The organism is Cloacibacillus sp., assembly GCA_036655895.1.
Classification (GTDB): domain Bacteria; phylum Synergistota; class Synergistia; order Synergistales; family Synergistaceae; genus JAVVPF01.
The window spans coordinates 25,205-42,364 of record JAVVPF010000019.1 but is presented as its reverse complement, the minus strand read 5'-3'; the positions used below and the strand labels follow the sequence as shown (position 1 = coordinate 42,364).

The window sequence follows — 17,160 nt, the reverse complement described above, 5'->3', positions numbered from 1 at the left end:
TTAAGAGAGTACTGCCCATACAACGAACAATAAATTATTCATCAAGGAAGGATGTTTTAAATGGAAAAGAGAGAACTGGTAATAATCGGCGCGGGCCCTGCGGGTCTTACATCGGCGATCTACGGACGCAGAGCGGGGCTTGACACGCTCCTTTTGGAAAAAGGTATCCCCGGCGGACAGATCAACATCACAGACGAGATCGAAAACTGGCCCGGCGTCATCCACTCGACAGGTTCAGAGCTTGGAGAATCGTTCCGCAAGCACGCGGAGCATTTTAAGACCGAGTTCCGCGACTGCACGGTCAAGAGCCTTGAAGTGCGCAACGGTTCCAAAATAATCGTAACGAACAAAGGCGAGATCGAGGCCGAGGCCATCATCATCGCGACAGGCGCCAGCTTCAGAAAGCTCGGATGCCCCGGCGAAGCTGAACTCACGGGCGCGGGCGTAAGCTACTGCGCGGTATGCGACGCGGCCTTCTTTGAAGGCGAGACTGTCGCGGTCGTAGGCGGCGGCAACGTCGCGGTCGAAGAGGGCGGCTACCTCACGCGCTTTGCCGACAAAGTCTATATAATCCACCGCCGCGACGAGTGGAGAGCCGACCGCTCAGCCATCGAGCAGGCCTTCGCGAACCCGAAGATCGTCCCCATCTGGAACAGCGTGGTAGAGTCTATCGAGGGCGAAGGCGTAGTTGAGAAGCTCGTACTGAAAAACGTCAAAACCGGCGAAATTTCAGACCTCCCCGTTGCCGGCTGCTTCGTATTCGTCGGCACAGAGCCGAACGTGCCCTACCTTGGCGCTGAAAACTCAGTCGTCAAACAGTCGCGCGGCGGCTGGGTCGTCACCAACGACAAAATGGAGACCTCCGTCGAAGGCATCTTCGCCGCGGGCGACGTGCGCGAGAAGTACCTCCGTCAGGTCGTAACGGCCGCGGGCGACGGCGCTGTAGCGTCAATGGCTGCCTACGCGTACATCACCGAGCAGCTTCACCTTCGCTCAGTGCTCATCGATCCCGACGAAGTCGTCGCGCTCTTCACCTCAAGCATCGACCAGGACCAGGTGAAGCTACAGGTCGAAGCCGAGAAGCTGGCGAAAGAAAACGGCACGAAAATAGCCTTCATCGACGGTTACAGAAACGGCAAGATGGTTGAGAAGCTCGGCATCGCGCAGCTTCCGACGATCGTTCAGATGAAAAAAGGTGCAATGGTCCGCTTCGCCGAACCGAAATCTATACAGGACATAAAAGATTTCATAGCGTAAGCTAAACACAAATAGTTCTTTCCGCCGCTCCTCCGTCGACAGCCAGCCTGTCGAAAGGGGGGCGGCTTTTTTATGCGCCGCAGATTGCGCCGCCTTTTTGCAAAATTATAAATGTTACATATTTGTTCGGCAAAAGCCCTTCTTCGTCTGTGACAATTATGGGTATAATAGATTTAGACTTTCCGTAGAAGGGAGAGATGGCTGTGAAAAAACACCTGATATTCGCGCTTGCGGTCTTGCTCCTCGCGCAGACGTGCGCGGCGTTTGCCGCGGCGTCGCCGGAGCCGAGCGACAAGACTATAAAAAAAGAAGAAAAAATAGGCCGCAAGGGAGCGGCGGAGATAGAAAAACAGATACCGCGCGTGCTGGACCCATCCGCCGAGGCGAAGCTCGCCATGATAACCGAGAAGCTTACCCCGTATATGCAGCGCGGCCTTGACTACAACGTGCGCATCATCGAGATGAAAGACCCTAACGCCTTTGCGCTCCCCGGAGGGCAGACCTACATCACGACCGGGATGCTTGAATTTTTGAAGAGCGAGGACGAGATAGCGGCGATACTTTGTCACGAGTTCGTCCACGCGGACCGTGCACACGGCATAGTGCAGGCCAAGCGCAACAACAAACTGATGCTGCTTTCGATAGCTGGACTCATTGCCGCGACGCAGGCAGGAAGCTCCGGCGCGGGCGTTGCGATGATGGCGAACGGCCTTCAGACCGCTATGATGAACTCCTATACGATAGAGCTCGAAAAAGAGGCCGACGAGCGCGGCATCGACATACTCTACAAAGCGGGCTACAACCCGGCCGCAATGCTAACTACGATGGAGCGGCTGCGAGTCGAAAAATTAAAACGCGCTCAGTATGAGCTGGGCATTTTTCAAACGCACCCCGAAGAGGAGGAGCGCGTCGACGCGGCGCTGAAATACCTGCGCGATAAGGGCATCGAAATAAAACGCAAAGATGTGGTGCAGTCGCTTAAAGTGACGGTCGACGCAGCCTCTGCGGACGTGAGGCTTAAGGTCGACGGCTCGTCGCTCATCGTGCTGCCGAAGACGGATGAGGCGCAAAAACTTTTCACAGTTCTTGCAAAGAGGCTCGACGAGGCGCTGGAGCTTGAGCTTGCGCCGTACGACATAAAAATTTTGGAGCTTGACGGCAAAAAGGCGCTCTATATCAGGCGCGACAAAGTGCTTGCGGAGGACGAGCTGATACAAGGTATGCCAGCGCTGCCCGAGATACGCGACAGAATAAACGACGCGCTCAACAAATCCCGCAGGGGCAGCCCATTGACTGACTATTTTCAATAAGCCCCAAAGAGTCTTAAATCCTGTAAAATGTAGCGTATAGACGAGGAGGGGTATTATTGTATATTTCACTTTACCGCAGATACAGGCCCCAGACATTTTCAGATATGGTGGGGCAGAGCGCGGCGGTCGGCGTGCTGCTTGAGTCGCTGCGCGAAGGTTCGCTCGGACACGCCTATCTTTTTTCCGGCCCGCGCGGCTGCGGCAAGACCTCCGCGGCGCGGCTTGTCGCGAAATCTCTTGACTGTTCGCGCAGAGATGATAACTGCGAGCCGTGCGGCGAATGTGAGAACTGCCGCGCCATAGCGGCCGGCGAACACCTTGACGTAATAGAGATAGACGGCGCCTCAAACAGGGGCATAGGCGAGATACGCGACCTTAAAAGCCACGTCAGCCTGAAGGCCCTTTCCGCCGCCTATAAGGTATATATCATAGATGAAGTCCACATGCTTACGGACGCCGCCTTCAACGCGCTCCTAAAGACGCTGGAGGAGCCTCCCGCAAACGTCGTCTTTCTTCTTGCCACTACGGAGCCGCACAAGGTCCCAGTCACCATACGTTCACGCTGTCAGCACATCCCGTTTCACAGAATAACTATCGCGGATACGGTGGCGCGCCTGAAATACGTCTGCTTGCAGGAAAATATCGCGGCGGACGACGAAGCTGTCTGGGAGATAGCGCGCCAGTCGGACGGCGCGCTGCGCGACGCGCTGTCGCTCACGGAACAGGCCGTAGCGCTTGGGCGCGGAAGCTTGAGCGTTGAGTGCGTGCGCGACCTCACAGGAGGAAGCAGCAGGAGCGAGCTGGAAAAATGGGTCGCGCAGCTGCGCACCGCGCCAAACGAGGCGGCGGCGTCGCTTGCCGGCGTCATGGCGCACGGCGTCTCGCCGGAACGTCTTTGCGAGGCGCTTTTCGTCCTCTTCCGCGATCTTTGGCTTTATTCGATGTGGAAAGAAAAGGCGCTTGACGCGCTTGAGACGTCTGAGGCGGAAAAGGCATATCTTGCCGCCGAAAGCGCGTTCTGGGACAAAGAAAAACTCCGCGCCGCCTGCGCCCTCTGCAACAGGCTCATGCCGCGCGCGCACTACGGAATGAAGGGCGACGTATTCAGCGGGCTCGTCTACATGGGGCTGCTGGACATCTTGTCAGGCGACGTTCCGCGCCTCGTACAGCCTCCCGCGGCGCCCGTTCCCGCGCGCGCCGCACCGACTGCCGCGCCGCTTTATACGCAGCAAGAGAGGCAAGTCGCGGCGCACCGCGCGCCGGTGCAGCAAGAGGCGCCCAGCCTCCCTCCCGAAGTGGCGCAGCCGGAAGAGGACGAGCCGTATATACCGTTTGCCCCGGCTGATTTGGGTGAGGCGTATGCGGCACAGGAGCGGCCGGTTTTAGCGCAGGCGCAGGCCTACGACGCCTCCGAGCTTTGCGCGCGGCTTGGCGACAACGAATTTTCGCGACTCATCGGCAAGCTTGACACGGACCGCCTTGCAATCGCGGCCGCGCTGCTTGACGCGGAGCTTTGCCGCAGCGACGGCAGTCTTGAGGTGCGCTTTGAACGCCCCGCGCCCGCGCGCAACTTCCTCGCCATTCCCAAAATCAGAAAAGCGCTGGTAGCGGCCGCCGCGAAATTGTGGGGCATAGAGGCCGAGGGCGGCGAAGAAAATAAACAGGCTCAGTCGTCCGCCTCGGGCAACATTTTTGAAGAGGCCGCAGCGCCCGTAAAAGAAGCTGGCCGCGCCGCGAAGCAGACGGAGGAAGAGACGCCGGAAGACGAGGCTCATTCGCTTGCCGCGCACGTGCTGCGGCTTGCCGGAGCCGAGCTACTCTACGTAGAAAGCGACGCCGCGGACGACGAGCCGGACGCCGAGCAGATCTAAGCAAAAAATCGGCATGAATATAAAGGGAATGAATAAATATGGAAAACGGTAAACCATTCGCACACCTGCACGTTCACAGTGAATACAGCCTGCTGGACGGCGCCAATCGCTGTTCTGCGCTAGCTGCTGCAACGCGCGACATGGGCATGAACGCAGTCGCTCTTACGGATCACGGCGTCATGTTCGGCTGCGTGGAGTTCTACAATAAATGCAACGAAGCCGGCGTGAAGCCAATTTTAGGCTGCGAGGTCTATGTGGACCCGAACGGGCATACCTGCCGCGAGGGGAAAAGCCAGAACCACCTCATACTGCTGGCCGAAAACGAAGAGGGCTATTACAACCTCACAAAGCTCGTCTCAATAGCGAACACCGACGGCTTTTACTACAAACCGAGGATCGACCACGATCTGCTCGCAAAACACAGCAAAGGGCTTATCGCCTCATCAGCCTGTCTTGGCGGGGAGATACCGCAGTTCATCATAAAAAACGACATCGAGGCCGCTCTGGCCCGCGCGTCGCTTTATAAGGACATCATGGGCGAAGGAAACTTTTTTCTTGAAGTGCAGCCAAACGGCATCCCTGAGCAGGCGATAGTCAACAAGACGCTCGTTGAGATGTCAAAAAAACTCGGCATCCCGCTCATCGCGACAAACGACTCGCATTACATGAAGCGTTCGGACGCCTCGTGGCACGACATACTGCTCTGCGTAGGCACGGGGAGCAAGGTGACAGACGAAAAGCGCTACCGCTTTCAGGGGGACGATTATTACTTCCGCTCGCCGGAGGAGATGTGGAGCATCTTCGGCGCGGAGCTGCCCGATTCGCTGATAAACACGCAGAAGATAGCGGACCGCTGCGACGTCAAGCTAAAGATGGGCCACTACTATCTGCCGGAATTTCCGCTGCCCCCCGGCGAGACGCTGTCGACGCATCTGCGCAGGATAGCGGCCGAAGGGCTGCGCCGCCGGCTCAAAACTGAAGAGCCGCCGCTGGACTATCTTGAACGGCTCGAATACGAGCTTGGCGTCATAGAGCAGATGGACTTTCCCGGATACTTCTGCATCGTCTCCGATATCATCGTCGCGGCCAAGTCGCGGAACATCCCGATAGGCCCTGGCCGAGGCTCCGCTGCCGGGTCGCTTGTAGCCTATTCGCTTGGCATAACGGACCTCGACCCCATAAAATACGACCTGCTCTTTGAACGCTTCCTGAACCCAGAACGCATAAGTATGCCAGATATCGACACCGACGTCTCCGACAAGGGGCGTGAAGAGCTTATCGCCTACATCGTTGAAAAATACGGCGTCGACCACGTATCGCAGATAATAACTTTCGGACGCATGAAGAGCCGAGGCGCTATAAAGGACGTCGGGCGCGCGCTCGACATCCCGATAGCCGAGGTCAACGCCATTGCGAAGCTCATACCGGCTATGCCTACGCCCGATATAAAAGACATTAAAGGCGCGCTTGAACATGTGCCGGACATGAAGACGGCATACGAGTCAAAGCCGGAGATAAAAAAACTGATAGACACGGCGATGCAGATAGAGGGGCTGGCGCGGCACTGCTCGCAGCACGCGGCCGGTGTCGTCATAACGCCGAAGCCGACAAGCGACATGGTTCCGGTGCGCAAGTTCGGCGAAAATCAGGTGGCCACGCAGTATCCTATGGAGCCTGTGGAAAAGCTGGGGCTGGTCAAGATGGACTTTTTGGGCCTCCGTACCCTCTCCGTGCTTGACGGCGCGGTGAAAAATATAGAGGGCAATGGCAAGGGGCGCATTGACCTGAACGACGTGCCGATGGACGACGCGAAGACCTTTGAAATGCTCCAGCGAGGAGAGACGCTAGGCGTCTTCCAGCTTGAATCCGCCGGCATCACGGCGCTGGTGCGGCGGCTCAAGCCCGACTGCTTCGGCGACGTAATCGCCCTCATGGCGCTCTACCGCCCCGGCCCGCTTGAAAGCGGGATGGTCGACACATACGTCAAATGCAAACACGGACAGGATCAGGTGCATTATCTGCATCCGAAGCTTGAGCCTTACATGAAGGACACCTACGGCGTCATCCTCTATCAGGAACAGGTCATGCAGAGTGCACAGGCGCTGGCAGGCTACTCGCTTGGCGAAGCCGACCTTTTGCGGCGCGCGATGGGAAAAAAGAAAAAAGAGGTCATGGAAAAGGAACGCGTGAAATTTGTCGACGGCGCCGTCAAAAACGGCGTTGACGCAAAGAACGCGGGAGAAATATTTGACATCATCGAAAAGTTCGCGGGCTACGGCTTCAACAAATCCCACAGCGCGGCCTACGGCCTCATCGCCTACTGGACGGCGTGGCTTAAAGCAAATTATGGGCCGGAATTTCTCGCCTCCTACCTCACGAGCCTCATCGGTTCCAAGATGGAGGTGCTCGGGCAGTACATAAGAAGCGTGCGCGACTCGGGCTACCCCGTTCTGCCGCCGGACATAAACGAATCAAAAGAGGACTTCACAGTCGTAGGCGAGGTCATAAGGCTGGGGCTATCCGCCATAGCGAAGGTTGGAGACGCCGCCGTAGCGAACATCATCGAAAGCCGTGCGAAGGCAGGACGCTTTACGTCGTTCTGGGACTTCCTGACGAAGATAGATACGCGGCAGGTCAATAAGGGCGTCATCGAAAATCTGATCAAGTCCGGCGCATTCGACAGCCTCGAACAAAACCGCGCGAAGTTGCTCAACTCAGTGCCGCTTTTTGTCGAGCAGGCGCAGCGTCAGTCGCAGGATACCAACCAGGCCTCGCTCTTCGGGGACGAGGACGACGCTATGCTTGTGCCGGAGATGGCGGAGATGGACGACTTCAACGAACGCCAGAAGCTGGACCTTGAAAAAGAGAGCATGGGGCTTTATATATCCGGCCATCCATACGACCAGTATGAGGAAAAGGCGACGCCGTACGTCACCTGCCCCATCTGTCAGCTTGGCAGATGGCAGTCTGGGCAGCCGGCGGTCACGGCTGGGCTGCTTACCGCAGTCGCGGAGAAATTCAGCAAAAGCTCCGGCAACCCGTACGGTACGGCGGTCTTTGAGGACAACTGCGGCACTGTGGACGTCTTGATCTTCGGCTCGCGCTGGACGCAGTTCAAGCCGATACTTGAGCCGGGACGCCTCTATTTTATAAAGGGCAAGCCGCGCGAGGACCGCGGAATATCAATAATGGCGGACGACATATTCACCGAGGACGAGTACAGTGTGAAATTGGACCGCCGCGCAGTCATCACGCTTCAGTGCGCGGGCGCGGCGGGAAAGTTCTACGACGATTTCTTTAAAATACTGACAAAGCATCCGGGGAAAAGTGAGATAATCCTTAAGATGGCAAACGGGGACGAGACGACCGTCTCTTTGATAAAAAAGATAAAGGTCAACATCTGCCCGGAGCTGAGAAAAGAGCTTGACGACATGTCGCAGGGACTGGTCACTTTCATATAGGCGGCACAGACAGGAGAGGAGAAGTAAAGATGGCTGTAAATTCTGAACACACGGCGGACTATATCACAGTAAAGGCGCTGGAAAGCGGCGTCACCGTCACCGGAGTAACGCGCGGCGCGGAGAATAAATTTCTGCACACGGAGAAACTTGAACAGGGCGAGGTCTGGATAGCGCAGTTCACGGAAAATATATCGGCGATGAAGATCAGGGGACACGCGAAGGTGATAACCTCTCACGGCGAAATCGAAAGTGGAAGATGAGGAAATCAAAGAGATAAAATGGAAAAACTGGAACGCAGTGTAAAGATAACATGCACCATAGGCCCGGCCTGCTGGGATCACGACACGCTATACGCCATAGCGGAGGCCGGCATGAATGTGGCGCGGCTGAACTTCAGCCACGGAGACCATGAGTCGCACGGAAAAACGATAGCGAACGTCCGCGCGGTGGAGCAGGAGCGTCAGCAGCCCATAGCGGTGCTGCTTGACACAAAGGGCCCCGAGATACGCACCGGAGAACTGCCGGGGCACGGGAAGATCATGCTTGCAGCCGACACGGACTTCACGCTGTTTTTTGATAAAAAAACCGGCGATGAAAACGGCGTCTACATAGACTACCCGCCGCTTGCGCGCGAGGTGAGCGCAGGTCAGAATATTTTCATCGACGACGGCGCGATAAACCTCGAAGTGCTTGAAACGTCGGCTGATGGAGTCAAGTGCCGCGTCATCGTAGGCGGCGAGCTTGGCGAGCACAAGGGCGTCAACGTCCCTGGCGCGGATCTTTCCGTGCCGACGCTCACCGAGAAGGATATCGCGGACCTTCGCTGGGGCGCTCTGCACAACGTAGACTACGTCGCCGTCTCCTTTGTTAGAAACAAGGAGGACATAATCGAGGTGCGCCGGATACTTGAAGAGGCGGGCGCGTCGGCTAAGATAATCGCAAAGATGGAGACGCGACAGTCCGTCGACAACATAGACGAGATACTTGACGTCGTTGACGGCATGATGGTGGCGCGCGGAGACCTGGGCGTTGAGATGAACACCGAAGACGTCCCGATGGTCCAGAAAGAGATAATAGAAAAATGCCGCGCTCAGGGCAAGCCCGTCATAGTGGCTACGCAGATGCTCGACTCAATGATACGAAACCCGCGCCCCACACGAGCTGAGGCAAACGACGTGGCAAACGCCGTCATCGACGGCGCGGACGCGGTCATGCTCTCTGGCGAGACGGCGGGCGGAAAATATCCCGTAGAGGCGGTGCGCACTATGAATAAAATAATCATGCGCACCGAGCGCGACCGCGAGCTGTGGCGCAGGAAGCCGCGCGCGACGCCCGCAGTCTGCGAGACGGCGGACGCGGTAAGCCACGCGGCGCGCGACATAGCAAAAGAGGTAGGGGCGGTCGCGATACTTTCGCTCACCTCCACCGGAGGCACGGCGCGCATGGTCAGCAAGTACCGCCCGCCCTGTCCGATAATAGCGGCGACGCCGAACCTTTCTACATGGAGGCAGCTTGCGCTCGTGTGGGGGGTCCAGCCCTTTATATGCCCGATGACGGGCGAACTTGAAAAATCAGTGACGAACGCCGTCACGCTCGTGACGCAGGAGGGGCTTGCGCGCACCGGCGACAACATCGTCATCACCTCTGGCGTGCCGCTAGGCGAGCCGGGCAGCACAAACATGCTCAACGTCTGGCGCATAGGCAACGTAGTCGGCAACGGCCTCTCACTCGGACGCAGGAGGCTCACGGCGGAAGCGGTGAAGGCCTTCACGCCGGAGGAGGCTCTTTTGAAGGCTGCGCCGGATAAGATACTCGTCATAAAAAAGAGCGGCAGGGAATATATCCCGGCGCTTGAAAAGGCGGGCGGCGTCATCACAGAGGAGGCCGGCCTCACCACGCACGCGGGCGTCATAGCGCTTGACCGCGGCGTGCCGTTCATCACGGGAGTGCGCGGAATAATGGATAAGGTCGAAGACGGCGTGATGCTTACGATCGACGGGGTGAGCGGCAGGGTCTATATGGGCAGGGCCGTCTGATGGCCCTTATCGGGACGCACGTATCTGTCGCGGGTGGCCTCGACAAGGCCTTCGCGCGCGCGGAGGCGCTGGGCTGCGAATCCATGCAGATATTTACGCGCAGCCACCGCCAGTGGCAGAACAAGCCGATAACTTTGCAGGAGGCGGAAGATTTCTTCCGCGCCTGGCGGATGTCGTCGGTAAAATGCGTCGTCTCGCACGCCTCGTACCTGATAAACCTCGCCTCTTCGGAGGCTGAGATCCTCGAAAAGAGCAGAAACGCGATACGCGAGGAGGTAGAGCGCTGCCATCAGCTCGGCATCGACGACATCGTTCTGCACCCGGGGTACGCAAAGGGCGCCACGGAGGCGGCCGCTATAAAAAACATAACGGAGTCGCTTGCACGGCTCTTTGACGAAACATCGGCCTGCGGATGCCGGATACTGCTTGAAACGATGGCTGGGCAGGGGAGCGTAATAGGGGCGGAGCTTGAACACTTCAGGGAGATACAGGAGCAAATGGACTACGACGAACGGCTTGCCTTCTGCGTGGACACCTGTCATGTATTCGCCGCGGGCTACGACCTGCGTTCTCCCGAAGCCTACGAACGTTTTGTCGCAGCCGTCGACAAGCATATCGGCACCGACAACGTCCTCTGCTGGCATTTGAACGACAGTAAAGCGGAGCGCGGCTCGAACCTTGACCGCCACACGCATCTGGGAGACGGGGAGATAGGTTTTCAGCCCTTCGCGCTGCTTATGAACGACGAGCGTTTTGCGAAAGTGCCTACGATCCTTGAAACGCCCAAAGAGGGCATAGGCGACGAGGGCAACCTCTCTTTTTTGCGAAAGGTGCGCGGGCAGTAGACGGCCTCTGATTGCCTTTGCCGGCAATAACGAGTATCATTAAAACGCGGTGCGGCCTCTGCGCCGCGCCGCTGGTTCCAGTCGCGAGCGGGACAAGAAGGGAGGAGTGCTCTGTTGGCTTTTTTTGACCTGCGCTGGCAGGATTTTTTAGACATACTGATAGTTTCCTTCCTTATCTTCAGGGTGCTCATGCTGCTCGTTGGAACGCGCGCGATGCAGCTCATACGCGGCGTGCTCATCATAGGCCTCATCGGGGCCGTTGCGAACATTCTGGAGCTGCGCAGCCTCTCATGGATCATCGAAAAAATGCTCGGCGCCTTTATAATAGTCATTCCGATACTTTTTCAGCCGGAGCTGCGCCACATGCTCGAAGAGCTCGGCAAGGGCCATCTATGGAAGGTGGGCCGCGACGAGCAGGAGATAGACACGCGCGCCGACCAGCTTACAAAGGCCCTCATCTATTGCAGCACCCAGCGCATAGGCGCGCTCTGCGTGCTTCAGCGCGACACGAGCCTTAAAGAGGTCTGGAGGACCGCGGTGCTTCTACAGGCCGACATCACGGAAGAGCTGCTGGTCTCCATCTTCTGGCCCGGCACGCCGCTTCACGACGGCGCCGTCGTCATGGATCAAAAATGTATAATATCCGCGGGCTGCTATCTGCCGCTCACGGAAAAGACGGACCTTTCAAGATGGTTCGGCACGCGTCACCGCGCGGCGCTCGGCGTCACGGAGATGTCCGACGCGATAGCGCTAATAGTCTCCGAGGAGCGCGGCGAAGTCCGCGCGGCGGTAGCGGGGCATTTCTCAAAGCCGCTCAGCGAAGAGCAGCTGCTTAGGATATGCAGCCACTACTTCAGCTACGAGAAAAAAGAGACGAACTTTATGGAGCGGCTGCGCGAAGAGATACAGCAGCAATGGGCGGGGAGTGATAGAAATGCGTAAATTCGGCCTCTCCTCTTTTACGAAAAAATTTAAAGAGTTCGATAAAAAAATCTCTGAGGCGAGCGGCAGCTTCAACTATAAGGGAGAGTCGTTCCTTCAGTCGAAACTTTTTCTGGGCGGAGTCTCTCTCTTCATGTCGATATTCCTTTGGTCGTTCGTTGCGCTTGACGGAAATTCCGACGCAGCGCGCACCATCACTGCGGAGATAAAATATACGAACCTTCCGAAGGGCGTCTCTTACTATACGAAAGACCGGCGCGTCGAGGTCAAAGTCGTAGGCAGGATAAACACGCTTTCAAGCGTCGGCCCCTCCGACATCGTGGCCGAGGTCAGCCTGGCGGAGATGCAGCCAGGGAAATATAATCTGCCGATACGCATAGAGGTGCCGTCGTTCGCGCGCCTGCGCAGCTGGCAGCCCTCAATGGCCGAAGTCGAGATATACAGACACGTTGAACGCACGCTGACGCTGACGCCGATGCCCGAAGGCCTGCCGCCGGACGGCACGGTCATAGGTTCAATAGACCTTTCACCGTCAAAGGCCGTCATAAGCGGCCCAGAAAGCGACGTCATGGCGATACAGAGCCTTGAAGCGGCCATAGCGCTTGACAGGCTCGACAAAAACGGCTCCGTGACGGCGCCTATAATATTACGCGGAGCCGCCACGACCTTCGCCGGAGAGAGCGCGAAGGGACGTCTTACAATAACTCCGTCGGAGACGAAGGCCAAAGTAGTTTTTGAAAACGAGATAGCCGGAGAACGCATACCTGTCAAAGTCTCCGTCGTAGGGCAGCCGCAGGAGGGCCTTCAGGTCGAGTCGATCAAGGTCATTCCCGACAGCGTCTCGATACGGGGCAGAAGCGCCGCAGTCCGAAAAATGCAGTCGCTTGCCCTGCCTCCCGTCGACATATCGGGGCTTGACCAAAACATACAGCTCATGATACCGATGCAGCCGGCGAAGCTTGACCCGGACGTTGAGATAACCGGCACAGACCGAGCGCGCGTTGAGATAAAACTTTCAAAGAAAATGGGCGTAAAGACCTTTGTCAACGTGCCGCTTATGGTAGAGGGCGAGGATGTCGGCAAAGAATGGCGGCTTGCGCCGCAGAGCGTCTCAGTCTCAGTTGAAGGCCCCGTACTTGACATCGACGGGCTCACAGGGGCGCACGCTCCCTGCGAACTCTACATAGACGTTTCAAACATCGTTTCAAAGCAGGCGCAGCTTCCCGTGCTTGTCAAAAACTTAAAAAGAAATTTCCAGATAGTGAAGATAGAACCGGAGCAGATAGCGGCGTCGGTCATAGACTGACGGACGGCGGCGCGCTTGTCATATTTTGAGCGCGGCGGATAAATAAAAAATCTTTATATTCTATTATAGGAGTGAGCCTCTTTGAATAATTCCAAAGCGGAGAAGAAAAGACAATTTTTCGGGACCGACGGCGTAAGGGACATTGCAAACAACGGTATGATGCGCCCCGAGGCCGCGATGCGCCTAGGCGCGGCCTACGTCATTTTTCTGCGCCAGAATGGCTTTGCCCACCCCGCGATAGCGGTCGGGCGCGATACGAGAAGGTCGGGCGAAATGCTGCAGGCGGCGCTTATGGCAGGCATCACCGCGGCCGGCGGAGACGCCTGCGACCTTGGCGTCATTCCTACGCCCGGCGTCAGCAGCACCGCCGCCGCAAACGACTTTGCAGGAGGCGCAGTCATCAGCGCCTCTCACAACCCCGCGGAGTATAACGGCATCAAATTTCTTGACAAAGACGGCTTCAAACTGACAGACGACGACGAAGCCGACATAGAGGCGATATTCCTGGATGCCTCCGCTGCGCTCTTCGCACGTCCAGAGGAGATAGGAAGCGTAAGCGACGGTTCCGTCTACAGGCTCCAGTATTTGGAGAGGCTGCACAAGCTCATCCGTGAGATAAAAAACAAAAAAGCCTCCGTCGTTATCGACGCCGCGAACGGCGCGGCATCTGCCTTCGTAGAGCCTCTCTTCAAAGAGTGGGAAGGACGCGCCGTCTTCATGGCGGACACTCCCGACGGCATGAACATCAATAAAAACGTAGGCGTCACGCACATAGAGACGCTCGCCGCGCGCGTAAGGGAAGAGGGTGCGGAACTTGGCATCGCCTACGACGGCGATACAGACCGGGTGCTGCTCTGCGATTCTTTGGGCCGCGTGCTGGACGGGGACATCATGCTCTGGGTCATCGGAAGGTGGCTTGCCTCGCGCAACGAGCTGGGCGCGGGAGTCACCGCGACCGTTATGTCAAACATGGCGCTTGAAGACCTGCTGGACGAAGAGGGAATAAAAGTTTTCCGCTGCGCCGTAGGAGACCGGTACGTACTCGATACGATGCGGCGCGAGGGAGGCCGCATCGGAGGCGAACAGTCGGGGCACATCATAGCGCTGGAATACGCAAACACCGGAGACGGGCTCTGCTCAGGGATACTTTTCTTAAAGGCGGTAGGCGAACTGAACGAAGATATAACGACGCTCTACGACCGCTTTGAAAAATATCCGCAGGTGCTTCGCAACATGAGGGTCAAAGACAAAAAATGCGTTATGGAAAGCCCTAAGGTCGCGGAGGCGGCTCGCGCCGCTGAGGCGCTTCTTGCGGGCAAAGGCAGGATGCTGCTGCGACCCTCTGGAACGGAACCGCTCATCCGCATCTTCGCGGAGTGCCGCGACGCTGAACTGATGAACCGCGCAGCCGACATAATGGAGGCAGCCATAAAGGAGTACTGCGCATGACCGCTAAGACGCAGAAAGAATACAAACCGATAAAAAAAGCAGTCTTTCCAGTAGCTGGGCTTGGTACGAGATTTCTCCCCGCTACAAAGGACATTCCAAAAGAGATGATGCCGCTCGTAGACCGTCCGCTCATACACCACGGAGTTGACGAGGCAGTAGCCTCCGGCTGCACCGACGTCGTCTTTGTAACGGGGCAGGGCAAAGAGAGCATCAAAAAATATTTCGAGCCGTCACCCGAACTTTCGGCGATGCTGCGCGAGCGCGGCAAAGATGAGCTTGCCGACAAAGTTGACGCAATCAGCCGCATGGCGTCGTTCCATTACGCCTTTCAGGAACGTCCGCTTGGCCTGGGGCACGCGCTTCTTTGCGCTGAGGAGCTTTGCGGCGATGATTACTTTGGGCTTTTGCTTCCCGACGACGTGATGGCGGCCGAGCCTACCGTTCTTTCGCAGCTTGAACGCGTCAGAGAAAAATACGGTTTCTCCGTACTCTGCCTCGAAGAGGTGGCGTGGGAGGATGTCTCAAGATACGGCATCGTCGACGCGGAGGAGATAGAGCCGGGCGTCTATAAGATACGTGCGCTCGTCGAAAAGCCGTCGAAAGAAGAGGCGCCGTCAAATCTCGCCATCATGGGGCGCTATCTGCTCTCCCCGAAAATATTCGATCATCTGAAAAAAATCAAAAGAGGAGCCGGAGGCGAATTTCAGCTGACGGACGCCATCTCCTCCCTGCTTGACGAAGAGCCCGTATATGGCGCCGTCTATTCAGGCAAACGTCACGACTGCGGCGTCAAAGAGGGCTGGATAAAGGCGACCGTCGCAAAGGCGCTCGAAGACCCCGAGCTGCAAAAAATAGTTCTGGATACTGTCAAAGAAAGCGGCCTGCTTTCGTAATATAAGATCCGCCAATAAAAACAACAAACGACGCGCCCCGCGGGTGAAAGCTCACCCGCGGGGCGCGTCGTTTTCGTTAATCCGCCTTTTGTATCTCTTCCGTGAACGGATAATATATCCGAAGATCCGTTATCTCTTTGAGCGCCGTGTCGCTCTTGCCGTCGGCCTCTTTCAGACGCTGCCATTTTCCGCCGTTGTAACGCGCCAGCACCAGAGATTTTCTGCCGTAGGTGGACCACATGTCCCACAATTTTTCTCCGGCTGCGGGGCCGGGCACAAGTCCCTCTTTAAAGAGGGGGATGCTGCCGCCGAGCTTTGATTTGCCGTCCGCCGGCCCTATGACCAGCCACTGCGTCATGTTCCAGACGTTCTGCATCTCTTTTGAGCTGATTGCGTGGTCCCACGGGATTATCTGAAAACCGCCGACTACGCCTCGCGGCGACGTGCTGACGTCGATGACGCCGCTGTGGTTCGCGCGTATCGCGCCAGTGCGTTGAAAAAGCGTGCCCTCAAAACGGCCGGTGCCGCCAAGCGGCCTGATGACGCGCCCAAGCAGCTCGTATCCTCTTTTGTACCAGCCTATGACGCGGCCTCCCGGACGGTTTTCGATGTCCACCATATAGGGCAGGTCGTCGAACTCGTCCGCCTTTATTATAAGCACGTCGCCGCTGCGCGGAAGGTAGTGCGCGCCGGCCTGAGTGTTGTAGGAGCTTATCTCCTTCACCGTTCCGCCGCGCTCGACGAAAACTTTAGAGCCGACAGGCGGCGCCCACGCGCCAAATACGCCCTCTCCCGCCTTTGTTGAGATCACAAGTGAAGCTCCTGCGCCCGCAGCTGGCGCTATCGTCTCCTGCGGGATGATGCTCATCGTGCGCCCCTTGTCCTGTTTTACGGCAAGAAGCATGTGCATGGCGTTCACTGCGGAGGCGCAGACGGTCCCCGGCGTGCTCCACGCGCTTGCGGTGTAGCTGGGCCAGCGCGTCGTCGTGGGCAGCTTGACCACGGCGCCTACCACGCAAGTCGCGCCAGCGGAAGTCGTCACAGTAACAGGCGCGCCTACGGTCATCGGCGCCTTTATCTCAAAGAGGGGCCTCTGCGCGCAAAACGCGGAGACTGAAGACGCCGCCAACAGCGCGGCTGCCGCCGCCGCGGCGCATAATATTTTATTTATTTTCATTTTTATTTACCTCGCAAAATAATATTTACGGCAAAGCCGCGTAATTATTATAGCGCCGCTTTGCCGTCCCGTCAGAATTTCACTGGCATCGGGAAGAACCATATTGCCCAGATGTTGCCCACGAAATGAAAGAGCGCCGGCGGGAAGAGATTTTTATATCTGTATTTGAGCCAGCCCATGATGAGCCCCGGAAAAAATGTTGCAAGAGATATCCAGTAGGGAGCTACGATGAGGTGGATGGGCGCAAATATCATATTTGTCACCACGATGGCGGCGTAGGGGTGCAGCTTTTTTTCAAGCACCGGCTGGAGCCAGCCACGGAAAAAAGTCTCTTCTATGACCGCCGCGGCAAGCCCAGAGCCAGCCATGTTCAGCGCGGTCCATAAACCCCTGTGCTTGGGAAGGTTTTCCCACGGCCAGTTCATGGCGACTACCGTCAGCCCCGCCAATATTAATGCAGACACACAAAGTGTCTGCATCATATCTCTGATATTGAAATCCCAATAGAGGCCGAGCGTATCAGGTGAAACTTTTTTATACCAGCACCAAAAATAGGGCCAGTATAAAAGAAAGAGCCCGGCCGCAAACGATATGGCAGTGCCCATAAAGCGGC

13 protein-coding genes are annotated in these 17,160 nt (G+C 57.1%); 11 read left to right on the top strand and 2 right to left on the bottom strand.

The features are described 5' to 3' along the window. The first annotated feature begins 60 nt into the window (after positions 1 to 60). The 11 genes from trxB (at position 61) to galU (ending at position 15,370) form a co-directional block, all read left to right on the top strand. Positions 61 to 1,257: a thioredoxin-disulfide reductase gene (gene trxB / locus RRY12_07570; protein MEG2184518.1), complete on the top strand. Its 1,197-nt coding sequence runs from the start codon at positions 61 to 63 to the stop codon at positions 1,255 to 1,257. Positions 1,258 to 1,460: 203 nt separating this feature from the next. After that, positions 1,461 to 2,567 (top strand): M48 family metalloprotease, encoded by a 1,107-nt coding sequence (locus RRY12_07565; GenBank protein MEG2184517.1) that lies wholly within the window; start codon positions 1,461 to 1,463, stop codon positions 2,565 to 2,567. A 56-nt stretch (positions 2,568 to 2,623) separates the two neighbouring features. Then, a complete protein-coding gene (dnaX, locus tag RRY12_07560; protein ID MEG2184516.1) occupies positions 2,624 to 4,438 on the top strand; it encodes a DNA polymerase III subunit gamma/tau in 1,815 nt (604 codons plus the stop codon). A 38-nt stretch (positions 4,439 to 4,476) separates the two neighbouring features. Beyond that, positions 4,477 to 7,899, top strand: coding sequence for a DNA polymerase III subunit alpha (locus tag RRY12_07555; GenBank protein ID MEG2184515.1), 3,423 nt, complete (start codon positions 4,477 to 4,479; stop codon positions 7,897 to 7,899). 29 nt (positions 7,900 to 7,928) lie between these two features. After that, positions 7,929 to 8,159 (top strand): trp RNA-binding attenuation protein MtrB, encoded by a 231-nt coding sequence (gene mtrB / locus RRY12_07550; protein MEG2184514.1) that lies wholly within the window; start codon positions 7,929 to 7,931, stop codon positions 8,157 to 8,159. A gap of 18 nt (positions 8,160 to 8,177) precedes the next feature. Next, entirely contained in the window at positions 8,178 to 9,935 is a 1,758-nt protein-coding gene (gene pyk / locus RRY12_07545; protein MEG2184513.1) for a pyruvate kinase, read from the top strand. Beyond that, complete coding sequence (locus tag RRY12_07540) at positions 9,935 to 10,780, top strand: deoxyribonuclease IV (GenBank protein MEG2184512.1); 846 nt, start codon at positions 9,935 to 9,937, stop codon at positions 10,778 to 10,780. Before pyk ends, RRY12_07540 begins: the two co-directional genes overlap by 1 nt. 114 nt (positions 10,781 to 10,894) lie before the next feature. Further along, complete coding sequence (gene cdaA, locus RRY12_07535) at positions 10,895 to 11,722, top strand: diadenylate cyclase CdaA (GenBank protein ID MEG2184511.1); 828 nt, start codon at positions 10,895 to 10,897, stop codon at positions 11,720 to 11,722. Continuing rightward, positions 11,715 to 13,028 carry a CdaR family protein gene (locus RRY12_07530; GenBank protein ID MEG2184510.1) on the top strand — a complete coding sequence of 438 codons (1,314 nt, stop codon included), beginning with the start codon at positions 11,715 to 11,717 and terminating at the stop codon, positions 13,026 to 13,028. The genes cdaA and RRY12_07530 overlap by 8 nt, the downstream gene beginning before the upstream one ends. Positions 13,029 to 13,109: 81 nt before the next feature. After that, positions 13,110 to 14,477, top strand: coding sequence for a phosphoglucosamine mutase (gene glmM, locus RRY12_07525; protein ID MEG2184509.1), 1,368 nt, complete (start codon positions 13,110 to 13,112; stop codon positions 14,475 to 14,477). Continuing rightward, the gene (galU, locus tag RRY12_07520; protein ID MEG2184508.1) at positions 14,474 to 15,370 is read left to right on the top strand and encodes a UTP--glucose-1-phosphate uridylyltransferase GalU; all 897 of its coding nucleotides are present in this window, start codon (positions 14,474 to 14,476) and stop codon (positions 15,368 to 15,370) included. Before glmM ends, galU begins: the two co-directional genes overlap by 4 nt. 76 nt (positions 15,371 to 15,446) lie before the next feature. On the opposite strand, the gene RRY12_07515 is transcribed toward galU, so the two are convergent. Together RRY12_07515 and mrtS are read right to left on the bottom strand one after the other, a co-directional pair. Further along, positions 15,447 to 16,547 carry a hypothetical protein gene (locus RRY12_07515; protein ID MEG2184507.1) on the bottom strand — a complete coding sequence of 367 codons (1,101 nt, stop codon included), beginning with the start codon at positions 16,545 to 16,547 and terminating at the stop codon, positions 15,447 to 15,449. A gap of 71 nt (positions 16,548 to 16,618) precedes the next feature. Beyond that, complete coding sequence (gene mrtS, locus RRY12_07510) at positions 16,619 to 17,152, bottom strand: Synerg-CTERM system glutamic-type intramembrane protease MrtS (GenBank protein MEG2184506.1); 534 nt, start codon at positions 17,150 to 17,152, stop codon at positions 16,619 to 16,621. Positions 17,153 to 17,160: the final 8 nt, after the last annotated feature.